Source organism: Mesorhizobium sp. B2-4-15, assembly GCF_006658505.1.
Classification (GTDB): domain Bacteria; phylum Pseudomonadota; class Alphaproteobacteria; order Rhizobiales; family Rhizobiaceae; genus Mesorhizobium.
In genome coordinates, this window is sequence record NZ_VFUZ01000004.1 from 254,140 (window position 1) to 278,209 (window position 24,070).

General features: G+C 63.6%; 20 protein-coding genes and 1 pseudogene. 5 read left to right on the plus strand and 16 right to left on the minus strand.

Annotated elements, in window-relative coordinates; all coding sequences use genetic code 11:
- Window positions 1-14: 14 nt before the first annotated feature.
- The 5 genes from FJ930_RS07305 to FJ930_RS07325 form a co-directional block, all read right to left on the minus strand.
- Window positions 15-878, minus strand: a complete 864-nt coding sequence (locus FJ930_RS07305) for a patatin-like phospholipase family protein (RefSeq protein WP_140738277.1) — start codon at window positions 876-878, stop codon at window positions 15-17.
- Window positions 875-2,239, minus strand: coding sequence for a pitrilysin family protein (locus tag FJ930_RS07310; RefSeq protein WP_246676826.1), 1,365 nt, complete (start codon window positions 2,237-2,239; stop codon window positions 875-877). Before FJ930_RS07310 ends, FJ930_RS07305 begins: the two co-directional genes overlap by 4 nt.
- On the minus strand, window positions 2,239-3,627 hold the full coding sequence (locus FJ930_RS07315) for a pitrilysin family protein (RefSeq protein WP_141836384.1): 1,389 nt from the start codon (window positions 3,625-3,627) through the stop codon (window positions 2,239-2,241). The genes FJ930_RS07310 and FJ930_RS07315 overlap by 1 nt, the downstream gene beginning before the upstream one ends.
- A gap of 120 nt (window positions 3,628-3,747) precedes the next feature.
- Window positions 3,748-4,302 (minus strand): 16S rRNA (guanine(966)-N(2))-methyltransferase RsmD, encoded by a 555-nt coding sequence (gene rsmD / locus FJ930_RS07320; RefSeq protein WP_141836386.1) that lies wholly within the window; start codon window positions 4,300-4,302, stop codon window positions 3,748-3,750.
- Window positions 4,299-6,311: a pseudouridine synthase gene (locus FJ930_RS07325; RefSeq protein WP_141836388.1), complete on the minus strand. Its 2,013-nt coding sequence runs from the start codon at window positions 6,309-6,311 to the stop codon at window positions 4,299-4,301. The genes rsmD and FJ930_RS07325 overlap by 4 nt, the downstream gene beginning before the upstream one ends.
- Window positions 6,312-6,491: 180 nt before the next feature.
- On the opposite strand from FJ930_RS07325, the gene FJ930_RS07330 reads away from it, so the two are divergent.
- Window positions 6,492-6,941: a nucleoside deaminase gene (locus FJ930_RS07330; protein ID WP_141836390.1), complete on the plus strand. Its 450-nt coding sequence runs from the start codon at window positions 6,492-6,494 to the stop codon at window positions 6,939-6,941.
- A 40-nt stretch (window positions 6,942-6,981) separates the two neighbouring features.
- Here the strand turns inward: FJ930_RS07330 and FJ930_RS07335 are convergent, their stop codons facing one another.
- The 3 genes from FJ930_RS07335 to FJ930_RS07345 all read right to left on the minus strand — a co-directional run bounded on the left by FJ930_RS07335 (window position 6,982) and on the right by FJ930_RS07345 (window position 11,992).
- Window positions 6,982-7,659: a hypothetical protein gene (locus FJ930_RS07335; protein ID WP_141836392.1), complete on the minus strand. Its 678-nt coding sequence runs from the start codon at window positions 7,657-7,659 to the stop codon at window positions 6,982-6,984.
- Window positions 7,660-7,904: 245 nt separating this feature from the next.
- Window positions 7,905-10,895 carry an isoleucine--tRNA ligase gene (gene ileS, locus FJ930_RS07340; RefSeq protein ID WP_141836393.1) on the minus strand — a complete coding sequence of 997 codons (2,991 nt, stop codon included), beginning with the start codon at window positions 10,893-10,895 and terminating at the stop codon, window positions 7,905-7,907.
- Window positions 10,896-11,179: 284 nt separating this feature from the next.
- Window positions 11,180-11,992 (minus strand): MipA/OmpV family protein, encoded by an 813-nt coding sequence (locus FJ930_RS07345; protein ID WP_141836395.1) that lies wholly within the window; start codon window positions 11,990-11,992, stop codon window positions 11,180-11,182.
- A 187-nt stretch (window positions 11,993-12,179) separates the two neighbouring features.
- Between FJ930_RS07345 and FJ930_RS07350 the strand changes: the two genes are divergently transcribed.
- Window positions 12,180-12,734: an HdeD family acid-resistance protein gene (locus tag FJ930_RS07350; protein ID WP_140696141.1), complete on the plus strand. Its 555-nt coding sequence runs from the start codon at window positions 12,180-12,182 to the stop codon at window positions 12,732-12,734.
- Between the two features lie 72 nt (window positions 12,735-12,806).
- On the opposite strand, the gene FJ930_RS07355 is transcribed toward FJ930_RS07350, so the two are convergent.
- Both FJ930_RS07355 and FJ930_RS07360 read right to left on the minus strand, forming a co-directional pair.
- Window positions 12,807-13,787, minus strand: coding sequence for a bifunctional riboflavin kinase/FAD synthetase (locus tag FJ930_RS07355; protein ID WP_141836397.1), 981 nt, complete (start codon window positions 13,785-13,787; stop codon window positions 12,807-12,809).
- A 6-nt stretch (window positions 13,788-13,793) separates the two neighbouring features.
- Complete coding sequence (locus tag FJ930_RS07360; RefSeq protein ID WP_141836399.1) at window positions 13,794-14,654, minus strand: TIGR01459 family HAD-type hydrolase; 861 nt, start codon at window positions 14,652-14,654, stop codon at window positions 13,794-13,796.
- Window positions 14,655-14,929: 275 nt separating this feature from the next.
- Here FJ930_RS07360 and FJ930_RS07365 point away from each other — a divergent pair.
- Both FJ930_RS07365 and FJ930_RS07370 read left to right on the plus strand, forming a co-directional pair.
- Window positions 14,930-15,720 (plus strand): annotated as a pseudogene (locus FJ930_RS07365) (hypothetical protein); the annotation flags it as partial.
- Between the two features lie 148 nt (window positions 15,721-15,868).
- Window positions 15,869-16,501, plus strand: a complete 633-nt coding sequence (locus FJ930_RS07370; RefSeq protein WP_141836401.1) for a LysE family translocator — start codon at window positions 15,869-15,871, stop codon at window positions 16,499-16,501.
- Window positions 16,502-16,508: 7 nt separating this feature from the next.
- Here the strand turns inward: FJ930_RS07370 and FJ930_RS07375 are convergent, their stop codons facing one another.
- Window positions 16,509-17,333 carry a DUF2189 domain-containing protein gene (locus FJ930_RS07375; protein ID WP_141836403.1) on the minus strand — a complete coding sequence of 275 codons (825 nt, stop codon included), beginning with the start codon at window positions 17,331-17,333 and terminating at the stop codon, window positions 16,509-16,511.
- A 191-nt stretch (window positions 17,334-17,524) separates the two neighbouring features.
- On the opposite strand from FJ930_RS07375, the gene FJ930_RS07380 reads away from it, so the two are divergent.
- The gene (locus FJ930_RS07380; protein WP_141836405.1) at window positions 17,525-18,037 is read left to right on the plus strand and encodes a CAP domain-containing protein; all 513 of its coding nucleotides are present in this window, start codon (window positions 17,525-17,527) and stop codon (window positions 18,035-18,037) included.
- Between the two features lie 346 nt (window positions 18,038-18,383).
- On the opposite strand, the gene FJ930_RS07385 is transcribed toward FJ930_RS07380, so the two are convergent.
- The 5 genes from FJ930_RS07385 to FJ930_RS07405 form a co-directional block, all read right to left on the minus strand.
- On the minus strand, window positions 18,384-19,916 hold the full coding sequence (locus FJ930_RS07385) for a DHA2 family efflux MFS transporter permease subunit (RefSeq protein ID WP_140738237.1): 1,533 nt from the start codon (window positions 19,914-19,916) through the stop codon (window positions 18,384-18,386).
- A gap of 307 nt (window positions 19,917-20,223) precedes the next feature.
- Complete coding sequence (locus FJ930_RS07390; protein WP_141836407.1) at window positions 20,224-21,399, minus strand: HlyD family secretion protein; 1,176 nt, start codon at window positions 21,397-21,399, stop codon at window positions 20,224-20,226.
- Complete coding sequence (locus FJ930_RS07395; RefSeq protein ID WP_141836410.1) at window positions 21,396-21,875, minus strand: MarR family winged helix-turn-helix transcriptional regulator; 480 nt, start codon at window positions 21,873-21,875, stop codon at window positions 21,396-21,398. Before FJ930_RS07395 ends, FJ930_RS07390 begins: the two co-directional genes overlap by 4 nt.
- Window positions 21,876-22,034: 159 nt before the next feature.
- The gene (locus FJ930_RS07400; RefSeq protein ID WP_181763297.1) at window positions 22,035-23,084 is read right to left on the minus strand and encodes an iron ABC transporter permease; all 1,050 of its coding nucleotides are present in this window, start codon (window positions 23,082-23,084) and stop codon (window positions 22,035-22,037) included.
- Window positions 23,084-24,031: an ABC transporter substrate-binding protein gene (locus tag FJ930_RS07405; RefSeq protein WP_141836412.1), complete on the minus strand. Its 948-nt coding sequence runs from the start codon at window positions 24,029-24,031 to the stop codon at window positions 23,084-23,086. Before FJ930_RS07405 ends, FJ930_RS07400 begins: the two co-directional genes overlap by 1 nt.
- Between the last annotated feature and the right edge of the window lie 39 nt (window positions 24,032-24,070).

Consider the following 24,070-nt stretch of genomic DNA (forward strand, 5'->3'; position numbering starts at 1 on the left):
AGAAAACCTGTCGATTACCCAGCCACCCGATTCCCGCGCTCGCTCTTGCCAGCCCGCGCGTCCACCACCCTTTCCACCTCCCGCTTCAATCGATCCTTGATGTCGGCCGTTTCGTTCATCAGGGCGTCGATCTTCAGGAAATCGAGGACGCGGTATTTTGACACTGCCGGGCGGACCAATATGTCGGGACGGCACTGTTTCAGCTTGTTGGCGATGATCGACTGCATCATCAGCTGCGTGGCGCCGAACATCAGGTCGACGGAGGTCGGCTGTTTGCGGTCGGCTTCTTCCGGCGCGCCGACCACGTCGACGCCAATGATGATGTCGGCGTCGTCCTCGATCAGGTCGAAGGGCACAGGATTGTATATGCCGCCGTCGATCAGCAGCCTGCCGTCGCGGGTCACCGGCCGAAAGACGGCCGGAATGGCGGCAGAGGCGGCAAGCGCGGAGTGCAGGTCACCGTCGTCGAACACGGCGAGCTTGTGGCCGAAATAGTCAGTCGCCGTCACCTTCAGCGGGATCTTCAGCTCGGCGAAGGTTTCGGGAATGGCCTCGGGCAGGAAGGCCTTCAGGATGCGCTCGACATTGAACTGGCTGACCCGGATGCCGCCTTGCATGGCCTCCGCAATCGTGCCCGGCCGCGCGCGCCACATGCGGCTCGCCACTTCCGCACGCCGGCCGAGGATCGAGCGGGCATAGTCGTGGATGTCCTTGCCGGTCATGCCCGATGCCATGCCGGCGCCCATGATGGCACCGATCGACGAACCGGCGATCGCCACGGGCCGGATGCCGAGCTCGTCCAGCGCCTCGATGACATGGATATGCGCCAGACCGCGCGCACCGCCGCCGCCGAACGCTATGCCGAAAGTCGGGCTCATCCCTTACCGGCCGCGGCCAGCGGAGGCCCGACCACCATGATGGTCGGCTCGGCCGAGAGCAGCTTCCGCGCCGCCGCCTTGACCTGATCCAGCGTCACCGCATTGATGTAGCCGGCACGGCGCTGCATGTAGTCGATGCCGAGATCGTCCAGTTGCAGCTCGACCAGCGTCGCGGCGATGGAGCTGGAGGAGTCCAGATTGTTGATGGCATAGGCGCCAATCAGATATTTCTTGGTCGCCGCAAGTTCGGCCTCGGTCGGGCCCTCCTCCGCCAGTCGCTTGACGACGTCGCGCACGATGCCGAGCGTCTCGGCCGCACGGTCGGAGCGCGTTCCGGTGCTGACGATGAGCGCATTGGCGTGGTCCTGGTTGACCAACGAGGAATTGACGCTGTAGGCTAGCCCACGCTTTTCACGCACCTCCTGGAACAGGCGCGAGGTGAAGGTGCCGCCGCCGAGGATTTCGTTCATCAGCACGGTGGGGAAGAAATCCGCCGCCTTGCGCTTCACGCCGGGCCAGGCGAGCTGCAGCGAGGTCTGCGGCAGGTCGTAATTGACCTCCACACGCTGCGCCAGCTTGGGTTCGATATCCGCGACAGGGGCGAGCGCCTGATTCTGCGGCAGGTCGCCGAACACCGTGTCCAGCTTCTTCTTCAGCGTTTCGGCATCGATGGCGCCGACCACGGCGACATGCAGGCCGCCGCGCGCGAACACCGCCTTGTGCAGGGCCTTGAGATCGTCCTGCGTGATGGCGGCAATGCTCTGCCTCGTGCCCTGGTCGGAGCGCGAATAGGGATGGTCGCCATAGATGGCGCGTGTCCAGCGGTTCTGCGCCACCGTGTCGGGATCATTCTCGTTGGCGATGATGCCGGACAGGATTTGGGCGCGGATGCGGTCGATCGGTGCCTGATCGAAGCGCGGCTCGTTGACCGCCAGCCGCAACAGATCGAACGCCTCGTCTCGCTGTTCAGCCAGCATGCGCATCGAACCATAGACACCGTCGCGGGTCTCTTCGAAACTCATCTCGGCGCCGGCATCGTCGAGCCTGATCTGGAAGGCTTCCGAGTCGAGAGAGCCGGCGCCTTCGTCGAACAGGCCGGTCATCAGGTTGGCCAGACCTTCTTTCCCTGGCGGATCCTGCGTCGAGCCGCCGCCGAAGACGAAGCGGATGGCGACGACCGGCACGGAATAGTCCTCCACCAGCCAGGCAGTGACACCCTTCGAAGAGGTCACCGACTGGATTTCCATGGCGCGGGCGGCAAGCGCCGGCAAGATCAGGAAGAAGATGGAGAGGAAGAGGGTTGCCAGTGCGGCACGCGCCTTACCTTCTCCCCTTGTGGGATGGTGGTGCTGGCTCATCATCAATTCCCCGCCTGTTGCTGCGGCACGAGATAGCCGGTCGTCGAGCGAGCCAGCACCAGATAGCGCGCGGCGACGGCCTTGACTTCGTCCGCCGTGACCCTGCGGATGCGGTCCGGCCATTGCTGGACATCCTGCACGTTGCCGCCGGTAGCCAGGGTCGAGCCATAGATGTTGGCCATGGAATCCTGCTTGTCGCGGGCAAAGATCATCGACCTGACATAGCGGTCCTTGGCCTTTTCGAGCTCATCCGATGTGACGCCGTCGCTCGCGATGCGCGCCACCTCGGCATCGACCGCGGCCTCGACATCGGCCAGCTTGGCGTCGCCGCGCGGCACGCCGTAGACGGTGAAATTGGTGTCGTCGAGCATGGTGCCCTGGAAATAGGCGCCAGCGCTGGAAGCGATGCCTTGCTGGACCACCAGCGCCTGGTAGAGCCGGCTGCGGTTGCCGCCGCCGAGGATCTCGGCCAGCAGGTCGAGCGCTTCGCCTTCGCCCGACTTGGCGGTGTGGTAGGACGGCACCACCCATTCCGTCGAAAAACTCGGTACGCTGACGCGGGCATCGGAGAGTGTGACGGTGCGCTTGGTGTTCTGTTCCGGCTCTACCGGGCGTACGCGCGGCGGCAGGTCCGGCCCGCGGGCCACCTTGCCATAGGTCTTCTCGGCGAGGGCCTTCACCGTGTCGGGTTCGACATCACCGGCCACGATCAGCACGGCGTTGTTGGGCCGGTAGTATTTGTTATAGAAGGCCACCACATCGGTGCGGTTCAACTGCTCCATCTCCTGCATCCAGCCGATGACCGGAATGCGATAGGGCTGGTTCTGCCACAGCGTGGCATCGACTTCCTCGTCGAGCACCGCCTGCGGATTGTTGTCGATGCGCGAGCGGCGCTCCTCGAGAATGACATCGCGCTCGGTCTTGATGACATCATCGGTCAGGACGAGGTTGCGCATGCGGTCGGCCTCGAAGCTCATCATCAGCTCGAGCGCCGATGGCGCCACCGTCTCGTGGAAAGCGGTGTAATCGTAGGAGGTGAAAGCGTTGTTGGAGCCGCCAATGTCGGAGACGGCGCGGTCAAACTCGCCGGCCGCGTGATTGGTCGTCGCCTTGAACATCAGATGCTCGAAGAAATGGGCGATGCCGGATTTGCCCGGCGGCTCGTCGGCACTGCCGATCTTGTACCACACCATATGGGTGACGATCGGCGCGCGGTGGTCGGGAATGACGACCACCTCCATGCCGTTGTCGAGCAGGAAATCCGTCACCTTGAACTCGGCCGGCACCGTATTGGGCAATACCGGGCCGTCGGCCAGCACCGGGCCGGCCATGGTAAAGGCCAGCGATGTCGCCAGCAGCGCCATCCGCAGCCATTCAGCCCTTTGTGTCATCAATGGCTCCGGTTTCCTCGGCAAGACGATAGGCAAGGTGCTTGTGACAAGCAAAGTGAATTGTTGGCTATGTTGCCGGCAAAGGCGGCGGCAAAGAGGCCGCCGCTGGGCGCAGGCGTGTCACGCAGCCTCGATGAAGCGGATGACGGTCTCGCCGTAGTTGCGCTCATCAAGCACCGAAAAGCCGGGGCCGGGTTCAAATGGAACCGCCGCCGTCTCCTCAACCACGCACAGTGCACCGGGGCGCAGCCAGCCGCCGGCACTGGCCGACCGCAGGGCGCGCTCGCCGAGGCCCTTGCCATAGGGCGGATCGGCGAAGACGAGGCCGAACGGCGCCAGCGTGCCTGCCTCGCCAAGGGCGGCTGCGTCGCGGCGGAAGATCTTGGTGCGGCCGGTCAGGCCGAAGGCCTCGACATTGTCGCGGATCAAGCCACGGCCTTCGGCCGACTCCTCGATGAAGACTCCGTAGGACGCGCCGCGCGACAGTGCTTCCAGACCAAGCGCGCCGGTCCCGGCAAACAGATCGAGCACGCGTGCTCCGTCCAGTTGACCGGCGAAGCGATGCGCCAGCACGTTGAAGACGGCCTCGCGGGTGCGGTCGGTCGTCGGACGGATGGCGCTGCTGCGGGGCGTCGCCAGCGGACGCCCGCGAAACTCCCCGCCAACGATCCTCATCTTGTCCTGGGGCCCTTGGGACCGCCGCGCGGACGCTCACCGCCACCCGCGCCGCCCGGACGCTCGCCACGCGGCTTGCCGAACGGCTTTGCACCGACCGGTTTGCCGCCAGGCTTGCCATAGGCCGGCTTGAACGAGGCCTTGCGCGCCTTGGCGTCGGCGGCCTTGGCCGCTTCGGCCTCCGCCCTGCCCTTGCCGATCGGCCGGGCACCCGGCGCCATCCAGACATTGGCCTTGCGCTGGCCGGGCGGCTCGATCGGCCGCTGCTCGCGCTCGGATTTCTTGCCGCCGCCACGAGGCTTGTCCCCGAAGCCACCGCGCGGCTTTTCGCCAAAGCTGCCACGCGGCTTATCCCCGAAGCCGCCGCGTTCGGGCCTCGGACCGCGTTCGCCAAAGCTCTTTTCCGATGAACTTCTGTCGGGACTTGTCGACAGTTTGCCGAGCGCCTCGTCGCGGCTGCCTTCCCGGCGCTTGCGGTTCTTGATCAACCCGCCCTCGCCGATCGGCCGGCGCTCGCCGTCACGCGTGAATTTCGGCCGCTCGGGCTCTGCTTCACGGGTCTCGGTGCGCCGCACCGGCTTGTTGGAAAACGGTTTCGTTATCTCGGCGTCGAAGTTCGCGCCGGATTCTTCCACCAGCCGCTCGCCAAGCTGGTCTCGCAGCACCCGGCCCTTGATCTCCAGCACATGGCCCTCCGGAAGATCCTCGAGCTGGAAGGGCCCGTAGGAAATGCGGATCAGCCGCGTCACATCGAGGCCGAGCGCACCGAGAATGTTCTTGACCTCACGGTTCTTGCCCTCGCGCAAGCCGATCGTCAGCCAGGCGTTGGAGCCCTGCTCGCGGTCGAGACTGGCCTCGATGGCGCCATAGAAGACACCGTCGACGGCAATGCCTTCGCGCAGGCCGGCCAGCGCGCTTTCCTCGACCTTGCCGTGGACGCGCACGCGGTAGCGGCGCAGCCAGCCGGTGGCCGGCAGTTCGAGCACGCGCGACAGACCGCCATCGTTGGTGAGCAGCAGCAAGCCCTCAGTGTTGATGTCGAGCCGGCCGATGGTCATCAGCCGCGGCAATTCGGCCGGCAACACGTCGAAGACGGTCTTGCGGCCTTCGGGATCGCGGTTGGTGGTGACGACGCCGGCCGGCTTGTGAAACAGGAACAGACGCGTGCGTTCGATCGGCGGAATTTCCATGCCGTCGAGATGAATGATGTCGTCGGGCATGACATTGAAAGCCGGCGAAGCCAGCACCCGGCCATTGACCTTGACACGGCCGGCAGCGATCAGGTCCTCGGCATCGCGGCGCGAGGCGAGACCGGCACGCGCCAGCCGCTTGGCGATGCGCTCGCCGGCTTCTTCCGTTGCTTCCGCCGGCCGCGGGCGCGGCTTGAAACCGCCGCCCGATGCACCTTGGGACCGATCACTGAAATCACGCTTGGGTCTGTCGCTCCCGAAGTCACGCTTGGGACGGTCAGCGAAGTCACGCTTCGGACGATCTGCGAAATCACGCTTGGGACGATCTACGAAATCACGCTTGGGACGGTCGAAGCGCTTTTCGCCATCCGCCGAAGCAGCAACCGGACGATCACCGCGTGGGGCGTAGGGCTTACGCGGCCCCTCGCGCTTCTCATATGGCTTGCGCTCGCCTTCGGCCGCCATTGGGCGGTTGCCGCGTGGGGCGTAGGGCTTGCGCGGCCCCTCGCGCTTCTCATACGGCTTGCGCTCGCCTTCGGGCGCCATCGGACGGTCGCCGCGAGGCGCATAGGGCTTGCGCGGGCCTTCGCGCTTCTCATAAGGCTTGCCCGCGGGGCGCGGCCCCTTGCTGAATGGCTTGTCGCCGCCCTTGAAGTCGCGCTTCGGGCGCTCGCCCTCAGCGGCCATCGGCCGATCGCCATGCGGCGCATAGGGCTTCTTGGCACCGAACGATGGCTTGCCGCCCCTGTCGCCGCGCGGAGCCGCGGGTTTCTTGCCCGGGCCTTTTTGGCGCGGAGATTTCTTGTCGTTGTCGTCCATGTGGCCTTTGTCCGTTTGCGCTGCTACAGCGTGGCGCATCCTTTCGGGCGCGCAACGAACGCTGTAGCACTTTGATTTGGCGCATGATCATTTCTGAAAATCGAGTCCGATTTTCAGGTTGATGCGCTCAATAACAGGATCACCGCCGGGAGGCGAGGAGATAATGGGAATGGAAACCGCGTGAAGCGGCCGGATTTCATGGCCGTGGCGCTGCAGGAGGCCGAAGCGGCAGCCCTGCGCGGCGAAGTGCCGGTCGGCGCCGTCATTGCGAATGGCAGCACGATTGTGGCCAGTGCCGGCAACCGTACCCGCGAGCTTGCCGACCCAACGGCGCATGCCGAGATGCTGGTCATACGAGAAGCCTGCGGCAAACTCTCGAGCGAGCGCCTCACCAGCCACGATCTTTATGTGACACTCGAACCCTGCGCCATGTGCGCCGGTGCCATTTCCTTCGCCAGATTGCGCCGGCTTTATTTTGGCGCCGCCGACGAAAAGGGTGGCGCGGTGGTCAATGGCGTACGCTTCTTCGCCTCGCCGACCTGTCACCATACGCCGGATATCTATCCTGGCATGGGCGAAACCGAAGCGGGCCTGCTGCTAAAGGATTTTTTCAGGGAACGCCGCGACTGAAGCGGGCGCTCTGCCCACCTCTGGTCAGCGAGGCCAGCCGTTACAGCGAGGGCAACCAGTCGAACCAGCCGCTCTTCTTGCCTTCCGCCTCTTTCTTCAGGCGGCGTTCTTTCTTGTACTCGTCCTCGCCGAGCTCACCCTGCGGGGCGGTGTCGGCCGCGACGCGATAAGCCACCGGCGGCTCGCTAAGATATTTGCGGGTGTTCGGATCGCCCTGCTTGCTCTCGGCAAGGCGGCGCTGGATCTCGGCGGCGCGGCCCTTGTCGGAATCAGCGGGCGTCCAGCGCGGCGGATGGCTCGAGCCAGAATCTTCCATCGCCTTTTTCACAGATTCGGGGTCCGTCTGCACGTCATCAACGATCTGCGACTGGTAAGACGGATCATCCTGATGAGCGGTGGCGTCGGCACGCAGACGTGCACGGCGCTGCTCGGGCGATTCGGGCCATTGAGCACTTGCCGTTTCGATGCTGTCCTGCGGAGCCGGCAGCGCGCCCTTCTGGCCAGGCGCCGGCTTCACCAATGTGGGACGCGGCTTGTAATCGATCTGGTCCTTGTGCTTCGGCGCAATGGAAAAGGCGCTCGATAGATCGCCGGCCAATTGTTCGCCGGCGGTCTTGTCGGTGCCGTAGGTCGGAGAGCCGACGCAGCCGGCCAGAGCAAGCCCGGATGCGAAAAGCGGCGCCAGCAGCGCAAGGCGCGCCTTATATCTCTCGGTCATGCCAAAAAGTCCCACTCTAGACAGCCTCTCGATCGTCACCGGCCCATGTCCGGTCCCCATCGTCTACGCACTTGCGACGGAAATCCGGCGACAATTTGTCTTCCGGAGTCTCGCGTGTTTACCTCAACCACTCGTTAAGGGCAACGCGCGGGCGGATTTGCATCCCCCGGCGTGGCATTTGTGCACCTTTTTGACTGCATGCATGTCGTTGTCCCAAACCGCTACACACTCTTGGGCGACATGCATCAGAGCCTACCGAGCGCTTTCAGCTCATGCAGCACCGCGGCGTCGCGCGCCGAGACGCCGGGAAAGGCAGGATCCTGCCCGACGTCGGCCGTGTAGCGCCAGGAACGCGCGCATTTGACAAGGCCGCGGTCCTGCGCCTTCTCGACGACCACGGCGACGCCCTTGACGTCGTCGAGCGTGAAAGCGCCTTCCGGCGCCTGGCCATGGGCAATCACGAGATCACTGGTGATCGCCATCTCGGCCATATCGACGTCCGATATCGCCGCCTCGAGCACAGCGTCATTGATCGTCACGACAGGGACGGCCTCAAGCGAGGAGCCGATCACCTTCTGGGCACGCGCGATCTCGAGCGCTCCGGTGACGACGCGGCGCACCTGCCGCACCTTGCGCCATTTCTCCGCCAGCGCCTCACTCTTCCACTCCGTCGGAACTTCCGGGAACTGGTCGAGATGCACCGACACCGCATCGGGATGACGGTCGAGCCAAGCCTCTTCCATGGTAAAGGGCAGCATCGGCGCCAGCCATTTCACCAGGCAATCGAAGAGATGACGCACCACCTGCACCGAGGCCTGGCGCTTCACGCTCGACGGCGCCTCGCAGTAGAGCGCGTCCTTGCGGATGTCGAAATAGAAGGCCGACAGCTCTACCACCATAAAATCGAGCAGCGCGCGGGTGATACGCTTGAACTCGAAGGCGTCGTAGCCCTGGCGCACCACCTCGTCGAGCTCGGCCAGCCGATGCAGCATCAGCCGTTCCAGCTCCGGCATCTCTTCCAGCGGCACGGTCTCGCCATCGTCATGGGCGAGCGTGCCCAGCATCCAGCGAATGGTGTTGCGCAGCTTGCGGTAGGCGTCGATGTTGGTCTGCAGCACGTTCTTGCCAAGCCGCTGGTCTTCCCAATAGTCCGTCGTCACCACCCAGAGCCGCAGGATGTCGGCGCCGGACTGTTTGATGACGTCCTGCGGAACGACGGTGTTGCCGAGCGATTTCGACATCTTGCGGCCGTCCTCGTCCATGGTGAAGCCATGGGTGACGACAGTGTCGTAAGGCGCCCTGCCCCTTGTGCCGCAGCTTTCGAGCAGCGAGGAGTGGAACCAGCCGCGATGCTGGTCGGAGCCTTCGAGATAGACGTCGGCCGGCCATTTGAGATCAGGACGGTCCTCCAGCGTGAAGACGTGCGTCGAGCCCGAATCGAACCAGACGTCGAGGATGTCCATCACCTGCTTCCATTTGGAGGCGTCGTGATTGCCAAGAAAACGCTCCTTGGCGCCAGCGGCGAACCAGGCGTCGGCGCCCTCGTTCTCGAAGGCATCCATGATGCGCTGGTTGACGGCGTCATCCCTGAGCACATTGCCGTCCGCGTCGGCGAAGACGGCGATCGGAACGCCCCAGGCACGCTGGCGCGAGAGCACCCAGTCCGGGCGTTCCTCGACCATGGCGCGGATGCGGTTCTGGCCGGCGGGCGGCACGAAGCGGGTGTCGTCGATGGCCTTCAGCGCGCGGCTGCGCAGCGTCGTGCCGTCGCCGAGATCCTTGTCCATGTAGACGAACCATTGCGGTGTATTGCGGAAGATCACCGGTTTTTTCGAGCGCCAGGAGTGCGGATAGCTGTGCTTCAGGCGGCCGCGCGCAAACAGCGCGTTGCGCTTGATCAGCTCGTCGATGACCGCCTGGTTGGCGTTGCCCTTCTTGCCATTGTCGTCGATGACACGCGCGGGTCCGCCCTCGCGGTCGGGGCCGAAGCCCGGCGCATCCTTGGTGAAGAAGCCGGCATCATCGACAGTGAAGGGGATGACCGTGTCTATACCGCGCTGGCGAAGGTCCGGCGCCGCATCCATCCAGGCGTCAAAATCCTCACGTCCGTGGCCGGGCGCCGTGTGCACGAAGCCGGTGCCGGCATCGTCGGTGACATGGTCGCCGGCAACCAGCGGCACCTGGAATTCGTAGCCGCCGCCGAGACCCTTGAAGGGATGCGAAAGCACAAGACTTCCAAGCTGTTCGGCCGAAACGCAGTGAAGGCGATTCAGGGTGATCTTGGCCTTGGCCTGGCTTTCCTCGGCCAGCGCATCGGCAAAGATCAGCTTTTCGCCCGGCTGCGGCCCAAACGCGTTTTCGGCGGCCGTGACTTCGTAGAGGCCGTAGGCGACGCGCGGCGAATAGTTGACGGCACGATTGCCCGGGATGGTCCATGGCGTCGTCGTCCAGATGACGACATGGGCATCCAGCAGGTCCAGCGACCGCCCGCTCAGGTCGGGATCGAATTCGGCCGGCTGGCCGTCGACGACGCTGGCGACGACAAGATTGGCCACCGGAAATTTCACCCAGATCGTGTCGGACTCATAGTCCTGGTATTCGATCTCCGCCTCGGCAAGTGCCGTGCGCTCGACAACGCTCCACATCACCGGCTTGGAGCCGCGATAGAGCTGGCCCGACATGGCGAATTTCAGCAGCTCGCCGGCGATGCGCGCCTCGGCGTGGAAAGCCATGGTCGTATAGGGGTTCTTGAAATCACCGACGACGCCTAGCCGCTGGAATTCCGCACCCTGAACATTGATCCAGTGCGCGGCGAAATCCCGGCATTCCTTGCGGAACTCGTTGACCGGCACCTCGTCCTTGTTCTTGCCCTTGGCGCGATACTGCTCCTCGATCTTCCATTCGATCGGCAGGCCGTGGCAGTCCCAGCCCGGCACGTAATTCGAGTCGTAGCCGCGCATCTGGAACGAGCGGGTGACGACGTCCTTGAGGATCTTGTTCAGCGCGTGGCCGATATGGATGTTGCCGTTGGCGTAGGGGGGGCCGTCATGCAGCACGTACTTCTCGCGGCCGGCAGAGCTGTCGCGCAGCTTGCGGTAGAGGTCCATATCCTGCCAGCGCTTGACCAGCACCGGCTCCTTTTCGGGCAAGCCGGCGCGCATCGGGAAATCCGTCTGCGGCAGGTAAAGCGTTTTGGAATAGTCGATCGTCGGGGTGTCCAGTGTTTCGTCGGTCATTGGTCTGCCATGTGCGTGCCGGGCCATGCGGCCTGCGGCGTTGATTTTACTTCTGCGCCTGTCGTTTTCCCAAAACCGGGGCCACTTTTGGGCGAGATGCCTTGATGATCTGGAAAAGCGCGAGGAGCCGCGCGCAAGATTCCCGGCGGCTCCGACAGCCTTCAGGCCGCCAGGAACACCGGGCTGGTAATTCGTATCGTCGGCGCGTGAAGGCGCGAAAAGCTCGTCATTGCTGGGCTTTTAGCGGAGATAGGCGCAGGAATAAAGCGTCTCGTTCGATTCGCTTACATCTTGAAGTCGAAGCGATAGGTCGTCGACACGCCGACCATGAACTGGTTGCGGTCGCCGCGCTCCCTGACCAGGCTGGAATCGGCCGCCGGACCTTTCAAGCGCGAATATTCGCCGAACAGGCTGGCCGTCATCGGATCGGTCACCTTCCAAGTCACCGCGCCACCGAGGCCAACGGATTTAAGGCCGCCGCCAGGATTATATTGGCTCAGGCCCGAGGCCACGGCTTCCTGCGCATTGACGCCATAATAGGCGTCGAAATAGTTCGCCGAGGCAAAGGACACGCGCGGCCCACCTGAAATTCTCACGGTTGGCGTCACATCATAGAAAGCATCGGCGGCGATATCGGCGACAAAGCCGTTATGGGCGCGGATGCCATGCCGCAATTCGGCGCGCGCGCGCATCCAGTCCGTTGGATAGAATTCGAAGAAGCCGCCGACTTCGCCGCCCCAGCGGACCGGATCGAGGCCTTTGAGCTCGTCGGCATCGCTATCATCGCGCGAGAACAGGAACTTGCCGGTCAGGCCGGCGCGAACGCCGCCATCATCGATAAGCGCCAGCGAAATATTGTCGTTACGCGACGTGAAGCGTGCCGCGGGACCCGCCTTGCCCAAAGAGATGATGGGCTGGGCGCTGAGCATGTATTTCTTGCCGCCCTCGAAATTCGGCGCGACCAAGCCGGTGGCGCCGACCGTCAGATACCAGTCGCCGGACAACCAGCCGAAAGCGCCGTCGCCGGCCTTGGCCGCGCCTGACGTCGCCAGCATGATGGTGGCCAAAGCTACCGAAATCTTCCCGACCGGACTCATGGCCACTCCACTAACACGATACAACTGTCCTGCGGCGACAGCTTTGACGAGGCTTTGGTAAAATTTGATTTAAGGGCGAGACGTCCGGGCCGCATTGCCTGCACCATCGACCCGCCACCGGTTGGCGGTGGACTGGCACCGAAGCTAACTTCGTCGCATACTGGCAGACCTCAACGGAGGTGGCGACATGACTTTGCACGGCGATACACTGAAGAACGCGATCGGCCAGACGCGAGACAAGTGGGGATGGTTTGTTGGTCTGGGCGTGGTGCTGCTGATCCTCGGCGGCATCGCCTTCGGCAATCTGTTCATCGCCACGGTGGCTTCTGTCTATGTCGTGGGATGGCTGATGCTGGTGGCCGGCATCATCGAGATCATGCATGCCTTCGGTGTGAAGACCTGGGGCCGCTTCTTCTATTGGCTGCTCAGCGGACTGCTTTATGCGGTGGCCGGATTTTTCGCTTTCGACAATCCGTTGCTGGCCTCCGCGGTGCTGACCTTCCTGCTGGCCGTTGCGCTTGTCGCTTCCGGCGCGCTGCGCGCCTGGGTCGGCTACAGCCACCGCCCGGAAAGCGGCTGGGGCTGGATCGTCGCGGCCGGTGTCATTAGCGTGCTTGCGGGCTTGATCATCGCCATGGGCTGGCCGGTCAACAGCCTATGGGTACTCGGCATGTTCCTGGCAATCGACCTGATCTTCCAGGGCTGGACCTTCATCGCGGTCGGCCTTGCACTGAAAAAGTAAGATCTCGTTTGAGCCGTCCGCCGAAAGACGGTGATCCCGGCCGAAAGCCGGCACCGGTTTCGAGACCATGCCTTAAAACGCCACTGCCGCGTCCAGACTGGACAGCGGCTTGACGCCGGCAAGCAGCGCGCGAGCCTCGGCTTCGTCCCGCCTCATCTGTACGACCAGTGCATCCAGCCCGTCGAACTTGATCTCGCTGCGCAGGAAGCCGAAGAACGACACCTGGCAGGTCTCGCCATAGAGATCGCCGGAAAAATCGAAGACGAAGGTTTCCAGGAGCGGTGCGCCATTGTCGTCGATGGTCGGGCGGCGGCCGAAGCTCGCGACGCCATCGTGCAGCGTGCCGTCGGCGCGGCGAAAGCGGACGGCATAGATTCCTTCCTTGAGAGCTGCCTCCGCGGCAAGCCTCATATTCGCGGTCGGAAAGCCGAGCGTTCGCCCGAGCTGTTGGCCGCCCACGACCTCGCTTTCCACCGTGAAGCGATAGCCGAGCAGACTGGCGGCTTCGGCTACCTCGCCATCGCACAGCAAGCCCCGGATCCGGCTTGACGAAACCACCTCGGCACCCTCGTCTCGAAAGGCGTCGACGAGCGTGACGCCGAAACCATGGCGCTCGCCGGCCGCCATGAGATAGGCCGGCCCGCCCTGCCGGTCCTTGCCGAAATGAAAATCGAAACCGGTCACGGCGTGAGTGATGCCGAGCGTCCTCTCCAAGACGTCGGTGATGAAAGCTTCCGCCGACAGCGAGGCGAAATCCCGCGTGAAGGGCTGCTCGACGAGCGCGGCAAAGCCCAGCAACGACAGGAGGCGCGCCTTCATCGGCGGCGGCGTCAGCACGAACAGCGGCATGTCCGGCCTGAAAACCTTTCGGGGATGCGGCTCGAAGGTCAGTACCAAGGCCGGCACGCCGCGCCGCGTGGCCTCGGCCAACGCCCGTTCGAGCACCGCCTGATGGCCACGATGGACGCCGTCGAAATTGCCAATCGCGACGACACCACCACGCAGATCGGCGGGCAGCGGCGCCGTTGCTGAAAGATGCTGGAAAGCCACCATTGCCACCTACTGTAGTCTGGCTATGACGGACACCGGACGATAGCCGTGCCGTTCCAGGAAGAGCCCGAGCTTTGCCGGATCCGGCCGCAAGGCGTCGCCATAGTCGCGGGCGTGAATGCCGCCAGAGACATAGAGAACGTCGAAGCCATTGTCGGCCGCGCCCTTGACGTCGGTCATGATGCCATCGCCGATGGCCAACACCTGCGAACGCTCGACCGGCCGTCCGAGAACCTCGGCCACCTCCTTCATCGCGACGTCATAGATCGGCGCGTAGGGCTTTCCGGCGATCAGCGTGCGACCGCCGAGCTGGGCATAGTCGCGCGCCAGGGCGCCGGCGCACCAGATGATCCGTTCGCCGCGCTCCACCATGATATCGGGGTTGGCGCAGATGAACGGCAGGTTCCTGGCGCGCAATCGCCGCAACAGCTCCGTATAGTCCTCGGGCTTTTCGACTTCGTCGTCGAACAGCCCGGTGCACACGATGCCGGCGGCCTCGAATTCCTCGACCAGCTCGACATCCAGGCCATCATAGAGGGTCAAATCGCGGTCGGCGCCGATGTGGAAGACTTTGCGCGGGCCCTCCGCGATCAGGTCGCGGGTCACGTCGCCCGAGGTCACGACACGGTCGTAGGCCGACGGGGGAACGCCGATCACGCTCATCTGTGCCACGACATCGGCGCTGCGGCGGGGTGAATTGGTAATAAGCACAACCGGAACGCCGTCTGCCCTTGCCCTCGCCAGCGCCGCGGCGGCTGCCGGAAAATGCCATTCGCCGTTGTGGACGACGCCCCAGACATCGCAAAGAATCGCCGAATAGGCTTTCGACGCGTCTTCGAGCGAGCCGACGATTTCAGGCGATTCCGCCATGCCGTTTCCTTCAATGTGATTGTTGCAAGTGCCACGGCCGACGGTTCGCCGCAGCCGGTCCGAATTATCCGAACCGGCCCATGCTGTCACCAGCTTTCGCCTGCCTGTCGCTGGAGATCGACGCGAACCGCCGCCTGTCCGCCCGATCGGCGCCTTCGATTGACGGCAAAATCCGCGATCCGGGCGACGTCCGCACTGTTGCACCAAGTTCGTCCAACACAAGCTGCACCGGCTCCGGCAGGAACCAGACCTGTACGACGACCACGACACCGGCGACCTACGGCAGCGTCGCATCCTGGGGTGGATGCGTCGAGTCCCGTCCCTATCCCCATAATATCCAGGATACGGCTGCCACGACAGCCGCCACCCTGTTCGTCCCGATGTTCGCGCCCGACGAGACTGACAACACCGACAGTTCATCCTGGCCCGCGAACAATGACTGGAGCGCCGATATTTCGACCGGCACCGATGCCGAACGCCTGCGCTACATGCCCAAATACTTCGTCACCGGCACCAGCGTGACACGAGGCTGCACCGGTTACCTATGGCGCGGTGAACAGCTGGTGGAATGACGATCCTTCGAGCACGACCGGCCAATCCCGGTTGCGCAACATGGCCAAATATTTCCAGCCGCGGCCGATCGATGCGCCCGTGCCGCCGGCCGGCAATGGTCCGAACTACAGCTGTACACCAACCCCATCACGCCGCTGACCGACGTCAGCGTCGCCGATGGACTAGCCTCGATCAAGGCCGCCATCGACCTGATGCAGCCCAATGGCGGCACCAATGTTCCGGAGGGCATGGCCCGGGGCTGGCGGGTGGTTACAACGCCAAGGCGGCCAACATCATGGTGATGACGGTAGCGCTGGACCTGTCGACGACCAAGACCGCCGATAAGCAGGCGATCGATGCGCTGAAGTCCTGCTCGTCGGATTCGCGCTTCCGCAAGGATCCAACGGATCCGAGCAAGCCGGCGAAACTGTTCTGGAACGCGACCGGCGCCAGCCTGTCGAGCGATTTCAAGGAAATCGGCAACGAACTGTCGAACCTGCGCGTGGTCGGCTAAAGCGCGCCGCCGCTCTTGGGCGACAGGCATTGGCCACACGGCCTTTCTGGCGCAACGCCTGTCGCCGTCAAGCTCTTGCGTGCCCTGCCGCGACAGGCACATATCGCTCGCAAATCGCGCATCCAGCGCGGCCCGCTGGGGACGAACAATGCCCGAAACCGCCAATCACCTCGCCTTCGCGCTGGTCTGCCTCGGCATGGTTCTGACGCCAGGCCCGAACATGATATACCTGATCTCGCGCTCGCTGTCGCAAGGCCCAAAAGCAGGGCTGATCTCGCTTGGCGGGGTCGCTGTCGGCTTTCTGTTCTATGTTCTATCGGCCGCGTTCGGCATCACGGCGCTGCTGCTTGCCGTGCCCTATGCCTACGACGTCCTGCGCTTTGCCGGCGTGCTCTATCTCTTGTGGTTGGCCTGGCAGGCCGTAAAGCCCGGCGGACGCTCGCCATTCCAGGTGCGCGAACTGCCGAAGGACAGGCCACGCAAGCTCTTCGCCATGGGGCTGATGACCAATCTGCTCAACCCCAAGGTGGCCGTTCTCTACCTGTCGCTGCTGCCGCAGTTCATCAGCCCCGGCAAGGGTCATGTCCTGTCGCAGCTTCTGGTGCCCGGCGCGACGCAGATATCGATCAGCCTCAGCGTCAATGCCATCATCGCGATCACCGCTGGCTCGATCACCGCCTTCCTGGCCGGACGGCCACTGTGGCTGGTGATTCAGCGCTGGACGATGGGAACCGTGCTGACGGCGCTGGCGCTGAAGATGGCGACCGACGCGCAGCGCTGAAGGCGTCCTACATTGGCCGACGGATCGGCTGGATCTGCGCCGGCTCGACCACCTTGCGGTACAGATGCCAGGTAGCATGGCCCAGGATCGGCATCACGACGGCCAGCCCGGCAAACAGCGGGATAGAACCGATCACCAGCAGCACGGCGACCGTCAGACCCCACAGCGCCATCTGCAGCGGGTTCGCCATCACCGCGCGGGCCGATGTCTCGATTGCCGAGACGGCGCCGACATCACGGTCGAGCAACAGCGGGAAGGCGATCACGGTGGTGGCCAGCACGACCACGGCGAAGACAAACCCCACGGCATTGCCGGCGAGGATCAGCGTCCAGCCCTTGCTGGTCGTCAGAACGTCACGCAGGAAGGCGCCGACGGAAGCTGGTGGCTGGTCACCAAACTGGCTGGTGTAGATCGACTGTGCCGTGAATAGCCACAAAAGGAACAGGGCGAACAGCATGATGCCGATGGCGGCGATCGAGGGCAGCGCCGGGGAGCGACGGACATCGAGGGCATGCCACCAGCTGGTGTTCATGCCGAGCTCGCGGCGGCGGCTGATCTCGTAGAGCCCGATGGCGGCGAACGGGCCGACCAGCGCAAAGCCCGACATCAAGGGATAGACGAGCTGGATGGCATTGGAGCCCGACGACCACCGGGCGAGGATCAGGCCGACGATCGGGTAAATCAGGCACAGGAACACGTAGTGGGATGGTTTTGCCCAGAAATCTTCTGCGCCGAGCCGCAGCGCATCCCAGAGGTCGGACGTCCTGATGTGGCGCACCGTGGGCTGCACATGCATTCCGCGCGCGTCCGCCATGACATGAAAGCCGGCCATAACCTTCCTCCGTTTTTCTCGGGGGGCGGTCACCGCCTGGGATGGCCGCCCGTAGCTGCCACTTCAAGAACGCCGGCATCATAGCCGATCTTCCCGGGATTGTCGCCGCATGGACGGCATTTCGCCTCTCCTCACGCGATTTTCATTGCCCGGCCCGGCAAAAGCCATGATCGCGACTATGTCAGGCAAGCATGACCGCTGAAAAAATCGAAATCCGTCAAGCAGGCCTGAACAGGCGCATGTGGCTCAAGGCAGCCGGCCTCGCGGCGTTGGCCGGGCTGGCCGCCTGCGGCACCGTTTCTGTGCCGACCGGTCAAGGTGCGGGGGTCTCCTCCTCCGCCACCGGCACGCTGGCCAGCCTGCGCGCGACCGCGGGACTGGGGCCGCTGGTTCCCGATGCACAGCTGCAACAAGCAGCACTCCAGCAGGCCGGCTACATGGCGTCGCGGGAGCGCATGAGCCATACCACAGGTTGGGGCAAGGATTTCGCCTCGCGCATGAAGGACAACGGAGTGCGGGGTGCCGCGGCCGAGAACATCGCCGAGGGCCGCTTCGACCAGCAAAAACTGTTCGACATCTGGATGCATTCGCAGGGCCACCGGCGCAACATCCTCGACCCGGATTTCAGCCGCTTCGGGCTCGCCTATGTCCGCGACGGACGTGATCCTAATCTGCGCTATTGGGCGCTGGTTCTCGGCAGGTAGCGCCCCAATTTGGGCGTCGCCTTGAATTTCCCCATCAGATAGGGACCGGAGCGCACCGCCTCGTATTCGGCGCTTCGCCATCGGCAAGACAGGCGTCCAGCACCTTGATCTCGACGTCCCAGTTCGGATGGTGGAAGAACGTCATCCAGCTGATCAATGATGGAACATGCAGTCCGCCTGGACAGCGGGCTGGGACCAATCGACCCGGCAATCCTGGTCCATCCTAGTCCATATTGGCAGCAGGCAGACCGCCTGCCGCCGGGCCTAGTCCATATTGGCAGCAGGCAGACCGCTTGCCGCCGGGCCTAGTCCATATTGGCTGCAGGCAGACCGCCTGCCGCCGGGTCTAGTCCATATGCGCTGCAGGCGCGCCGCCGGCCGGACCGGCCGTCGGCTTGCGCAGCAGGAAGACAAAGGGGATGGCGAGCAGCGTCATCACCATCAGTATTTTGAAGTCGTTGACGTAGGAGATCATCATGGCCTGGAGATTGACCATGCGGTCCACCTCTGACAGCGCCATTGGATCGCCACCCGCCGCAGCCGGCGAGACTGCCCAGAGATTGGGGTTGAACGGGCTGATGAAGGCGGAAAGTTCGGCGTGATTGACCTGCGTGTTGCGCACCAGCAGCACGGTCACGACCGAGACGCCGATCGACGAGCCAAGATTGCGCACCAGGCTGAACAACGAGGTTGCATCGGTGCGGTAGCGTGCGTCGAGCGTGGCGAAGGCAACCGTCGACAGCGGCACGAACACCATTCCCATGCCCAGGCCCTGGATCACGCCGGAGCTGATGATCAGCCAGTTGTCCATCTGCGGCGTGAAGCTGGCCATGGTGTAGAGCGACTGCGCCGTCAGCAGAAAGCCGATGACGACGAGAATCCTGGCGTCGATCTTGCTCATGATGCGTCCGACGACGAGCATCGAAACCATCGTGCCGACGCCACGGGGGCCCATGACGATGCCGATGGTGACGGTCGGATAGCCGAAGATGGTGGACAGCATCGGCGGCAGCAGTGACATGGAAGCCAAAATCAGCACACCCATGACGAAGATGAACGCCAGCCCGGTCACGAAATTGCGGTCGAGGAAAATCTTCGGATCGATGAAGGGATGTTCCGATGTGACCGTGTGAATGATGAACACCCAGAAGCCGGTGATCGAAAGCCCCAGCTCGATCCAGATCTCGACCGAGGAAAACCAGTCGACCTCGCCACCGCGGTCGAGCAGCAGCTGCAGCGCGCCGACGCCGAGCGATATCATGGCAAAGCCGAAGAAATCGAAGCTGCGCACGCGCCGGGCAACGACCGGCAAATAGGCGGCCATGCCAAGGAAGGCGACGATGCCGACCGGCAGGTTGATGAAGAACACCCAGCGCCAGTTGAAGTTCTCGGTCAGCCAGCCGCCCAGCGTCGGGCCAAGGATCGGTCCCAGCATGATGCCGGCGCCCCAGATGGCCATTGCCTGGCCGTGACGTTCCTTGGGATTGATGTCGAGCAGGAAGGTCTGCGACAGCGGCACGATCGCGGCGCCGAACACCCCTTGCATCAGCCGGAAAAGCACCATGGTTTCCAGACTCCACGCCAGGCCGCACAGCATGGAGAAGATGGTGAAGCCGACCACCGCCGTCAGGAACAATTCCTTGCGGCCGAAGCGATCGGCAAGCCAGCCGGTGACCGGCGTCATGATGGCGGCGGCCACGATGTAGGAGGTCAGCACCCAGTTTATGTTGTCCGGGGAGGCGCCGAGATCGCCGGTCATCGTCGGCAGCGCGACATTGGCGATGGTCGTGTCGAGCGCCTGCATGATCGTCGCCAGCATGAGCGCTACCGTGATCAGGCCGCGGTGCGGCACTTCTTTGAAGGGTTCGGACGTGCTCATGCGCGGAACTTCCAGCAGGTAACAAAAACGTGTACACAGGGTTTCCGGGCGGCAAGGCCTTCCGTTGAGAGACCTTCATCACGGTGGGACGCGATTATCGATGTGGGGGTTACATCGACCGAAAGTCTCGAGTGAGCGGATGCCTGCCGCCCGGAAACATGAGGACCGACGGGGCCGAGTCGAAGATTTCAGATGTCGGCCAAACCACGACGCGGCTCGAACCAGGCACTGATCCTTCCCGCGCCGCCCATCGGACCAATCCTGCTATTCGCTTCCACCCGCCTGGTCCCCGCGGGCTTCCGCCGACTTATTGCGTGGGCTCGCCAGCCGTTGCATGACCGAATATGGCTGGAAAACCGCGCGCAACGCCCGTATCGACGGTGACGGAGGCGCTCATGCCGGTACGCAGTGCCATCTTGGCGTCGGGGTCGGTCAGTTCCAGGCGCACGGGGATGCGCTGGGTGACCTTGACCCAGTTGCCGGTGGCATTTTGCGCGGGCAGCAGCGAGAATTCCGCACCGGTTCCAGCACCGATCGCCTTGACGGTTGCCTCGAAGGTCCTGCCCGGATAGGTGTCGACGACGATCTCGGCCTTCTGGCCCGGCTTCATGTTGGTGAGCTGGGTTTCCTTGAAATTGGCATCGATCCAGGTGTCGCCGGTCTCGACCAGCGAAAACAGCGGCGTCCCGGAGCCGACAAACTGGCCGACCTTGAAGGACGAGGCCTGGGAGATGACGCCATCAGCGGGCGCTTTCACCGTGGTCTGCGCCAGGTCGTAGGCGGCTTTGTCGCGGGCGGCGAGCGCCGACATCACCGTCGGATGCTTGTCGGTCTCGATGTCCGGGTTGCCGCCGAGGGCGGCCTTGGCGCTGATGATGCCCTGCTGGGCAACGGCAAGCTGCTGCTTTGCCTTGTCGAGATCGTTCCTGGCCTGGTCGAGTGAAGACTTGGCGTTGATGCCTTTCTGGGCAAGATCGGCGGCACGGCCATACTGCGACTGGGCGTAGTCGACCTCGCTGCTGGCGGACTTCTCCTGCGCCATTGCCTGGCTGTAAGCGGCGCGCAGCTGCTCGACATTGAGGCGCGCGGCAGCAACAGCCGCGTCGGCCTGGGCAAGCGCGATCCGGTAAGGCTCGGGGTCGATGGCGAACAGGAGATCGCCCTGCTTCACCATCTGATTGTCCGATATGGCGACCTGGACGATACGTCCCGCCGTATCTGAAGCAATCGACACCTTGGCCTGCTGCAGATTGGCGTTCTCTGTTTCCTGATAGCGTCCGCCGGTCACCCAGACATAGCCGCCGCCGATGACCAGGGCCGCCGGCAAGGCGAACATCAGAAAAAAACGGCCCATGCGGCGCTTCTTGGGCGCTGGCACTGGCTGCACGGGAGGAGCGACGGCAACAGGAGCAGCAGCCGGCTGGGCCGGTGCTTCCATCTCCACCTTGGGGGCGCTCTCGTCTATCTTGGCTACCGCGTTCATGCTGTTGCGCCTTCTGTATTCTTGACCTTTTCGTCCGACGATGAATCGCCATCCGCGAGATTTTGCGCCATCGCATCGAGCGACCTGATCAGGACGCGACGGTCCTCCGGCGAAACGCCGACAAGCGATTCCTCATAGACCTCGCCGGCGAGGCTCTTGACCTCGGCATAGGCCGCGCTCGCCTTGGCGGTCGGGAAAATCATCCGCACTCGGCGGTCGGCGGCGTCGGCGCGGCGTTCGATCCAGCCGCCCTCCTCCATCCGGTCGACGAGGCGCGAGACGCTGATGGGCTCGATTTCGAGCAATTCCGCGAGCCGGGCCTGGGAGACCCCAGCCTCCTTGGCGACACGCACCATAAGCCGCCACTGCGCCGACGACAGGCCAAGCCCGCTGGCGCGCATCTCGAAGCGCTTGCGCAGCAGACGCTGTACGTCGTGGATTAAAAATCCCAATCTATCGATGCCATCAGAAACCATGAGCGATACTTATAATAAGCGTGCTTACTATTCAAGGTGCGAAATCGCGACGGAAGCCGGCAAAATGTGCAGGACAGCCATGCGACACGGTCATGGTTGGCAAGAAGTAAGCGTCGTGAGCTTTTTAGAAGGAACCTGACAAGGCAGAACCGAACGTTCTCACAGGCGATTTCGAACGACCATCGTGACGACGAAGAACGCGCCGAGCGAACTGGTGATGATGCCGATCGGCAATTCCTGTGGCGGCAGAAGCGTGCGGGCCAGAAGATCGCTTGCCAGCAAAAGCACCGCCCCAAACAGCGCGCAGCTTGCGACCAGGCGCAAATGCAAGGGGCCGGCCAGCGGCCGCGACAAATGCGGGATCATCAATCCGACAAAGCCGATGACGCCGGCAACCGAAACCAGAATTGCCGTCGAGAAGGCGGCGACGAGGAATGTCGCCCTGCGCATCCTTGCCACGGGCACACCAAGGCTTTCGGCGGCACTTTCACCAGCCAGGAAGGCGTCCAGCCTGCGATGGTTCCACAGCCCGTAAATCGCAATCGTGCCGGCCCCCAACGCGCCCAGCCACACATTGTCCCAGCGCGCCAGCCCAAGCCCGCCCATCGTCCAGAACAGCACCGAATGGGCCGCGCGCTGGTCTCCGGCAAAGACCAGGTAGTTGGTCAACGCCGTGAACATGAAGGAGACGGCAAGCCCGGCGAGGATCAAGCGTTCCGGGCCCTGCCCCCTTACCCGCGCGACCAGCAGCAGCACGATGCCCGCTGCCAGTATGCCGCCGGTGAAGGCCGCGATCGGCAAGGTCCAGATGCCGAAACTGTCACCAAAGACGGTGATGACGGAAACCGCGCCCGCGGCGGCCCCCGAAGACAGGCCGAACAGGAAGGGATCGGCGAGATCGTTACGCGTCACCGTCTGCAGCAACGCGCCGACCATGCCGAGGCCCGCGCCGACACAGACTGCCAGGATCGTGCGCGGCAGCCGCAGATCGACGACGATCTTGCCCACCGGGCCAGACACCTGATGTTCACTCAACCCAACGGCATGGCCAAGTGCGGCAATGACGTCGGTCAGCGGTATCAGCGTCGAACCATAGGCGATCGACAGCAGCACGAGAGCGACGGTCGCCACCGCGCCCGCCGCCATGGCCAGCGGGAATGCCTTGTGCCCTGAGAGCGCGCCGGATTTGTGCTTCAGGGCGAGATGCATCAGAACGCTTCCGGATGCATCGCCCTGGCGATCTTGCCGATCGCTTCGATGTTTGCCGGTCCCGGCGTGAGTTCGGCATAGCGCAGGGCCACAAAACGCTCGTTCTTGACCGCATCCGTCTCTTTCATCGCCGGATGGGCCTTGAGGAAGTCGAGGAGCTTCTTGTAGCCGCCACCGTCCTGATAATCGAGCAGGATGAGGAATTGCGGATTGCGCGACGCCACCGTTTCCCAGTCGGTGTTGCCCCAGCTTGTGTCCATGTCGGCCATGATGTTGTCGCCGCCGGCTGCCGTGATCATGGCGCTGGGGATGGCGAATTTTCCGGCGGTGAATGGCTTGTCCTCGCCGGAATCGTAGAGGAATACCCGTGTTCCCTTGCGATCGCCGACCTTGGCGGTGATGTCAGCGAGTTGGCTCTTCCAGCCGGCAACGAGCTTCTCCGCCTCGGCCTCCTTGCCGAAGATCTTGCCCAGTTTTTCGACATCGCCGTAGAGAAGGTCCATCGAGGCGGCGGGCCGGTTCTTGTCGAGATGGACGCAGCTTTCCGTCAGCACCAGCGTCTTGATGCCGTGTGGCGCGAGCGTGTCGGGGGTCACGTCGCCGCCCGGCTTCATGCCGTAGTACCAGCCCGCGAAAAAGAAATCGGGCTCCACCGCGACGAGGTTCTCGAGCGTCGGGTATTTTGGCGCCAGTTCCGGAATGGAACCCTGCTCGGCCTTGAATTCGGGGCCCACCTTATACCATCCAGTGATGCCGGTCAGGCCGACGATCGACGGCTGCAGCTTCAGCGCGAAGGCCATCTCCGCCATGTTGAGATCGTGAATGACGGCGCGTTTGGGCGGCGCATCGAAGGTCAGCGTTTTGCCGCAACTGTCGACAGTGACCGGGAAGGCGAAAGCTGCCGAGGCCAGCAGCGAGAAGACGAGCGACAAAGCGAGGCGTTTCACGATTTTTTTTTGCTCCTTGGTTGAACTGTGTCGGATGAA

Coding starts and splice junctions, on each gene's coding strand:
- FJ930_RS07395 (WP_141836410.1), bottom strand. CDS start 21,875: ATGGTTTCTGATGGCATCGATAGATTGGGATTTTTAATCCACGACGTA.
- FJ930_RS07370 (WP_141836401.1), top strand. CDS start 15,869: ATGCCCGAAACCGCCAATCACCTCGCCTTCGCGCTGGTCTGCCTCGGC.
- FJ930_RS07360 (WP_141836399.1), bottom strand. CDS start 14,654: ATGGCGGAATCGCCTGAAATCGTCGGCTCGCTCGAAGACGCGTCGAAA.
- FJ930_RS07375 (WP_141836403.1), bottom strand. CDS start 17,333: ATGGCCGGCTTTCATGTCATGGCGGACGCGCGCGGAATGCATGTGCAG.
- FJ930_RS07335 (WP_141836392.1), bottom strand. CDS start 7,659: ATGACCGAGAGATATAAGGCGCGCCTTGCGCTGCTGGCGCCGCTTTTC.
- FJ930_RS07390 (WP_141836407.1), bottom strand. CDS start 21,399: ATGAACGCGGTAGCCAAGATAGACGAGAGCGCCCCCAAGGTGGAGATG.
- FJ930_RS07380 (WP_141836405.1), top strand. CDS start 17,525: ATGACCGCTGAAAAAATCGAAATCCGTCAAGCAGGCCTGAACAGGCGC.
- FJ930_RS07355 (WP_141836397.1), bottom strand. CDS start 13,787: ATGGTGGCTTTCCAGCATCTTTCAGCAACGGCGCCGCTGCCCGCCGAT.
- FJ930_RS07315 (WP_141836384.1), bottom strand. CDS start 3,627: ATGACACAAAGGGCTGAATGGCTGCGGATGGCGCTGCTGGCGACATCG.
- FJ930_RS07325 (WP_141836388.1), bottom strand. CDS start 6,311: ATGGACGACAACGACAAGAAATCTCCGCGCCAAAAAGGCCCGGGCAAG.
- FJ930_RS07350 (WP_140696141.1), top strand. CDS start 12,180: ATGACTTTGCACGGCGATACACTGAAGAACGCGATCGGCCAGACGCGA.
- FJ930_RS07400 (WP_181763297.1), bottom strand. CDS start 23,084: ATGCATCTCGCCCTGAAGCACAAATCCGGCGCGCTCTCAGGGCACAAG.
- FJ930_RS07305 (WP_140738277.1), bottom strand. CDS start 878: ATGAGCCCGACTTTCGGCATAGCGTTCGGCGGCGGCGGTGCGCGCGGT.
- ileS (WP_141836393.1), bottom strand. CDS start 10,895: ATGACCGACGAAACACTGGACACCCCGACGATCGACTATTCCAAAACG.
- rsmD (WP_141836386.1), bottom strand. CDS start 4,302: ATGAGGATCGTTGGCGGGGAGTTTCGCGGGCGTCCGCTGGCGACGCCC.
- FJ930_RS07345 (WP_141836395.1), bottom strand. CDS start 11,992: ATGAGTCCGGTCGGGAAGATTTCGGTAGCTTTGGCCACCATCATGCTG.
- FJ930_RS07310 (WP_246676826.1), bottom strand. CDS start 2,239: ATGATGAGCCAGCACCACCATCCCACAAGGGGAGAAGGTAAGGCGCGT.
- FJ930_RS07385 (WP_140738237.1), bottom strand. CDS start 19,916: ATGAGCACGTCCGAACCCTTCAAAGAAGTGCCGCACCGCGGCCTGATC.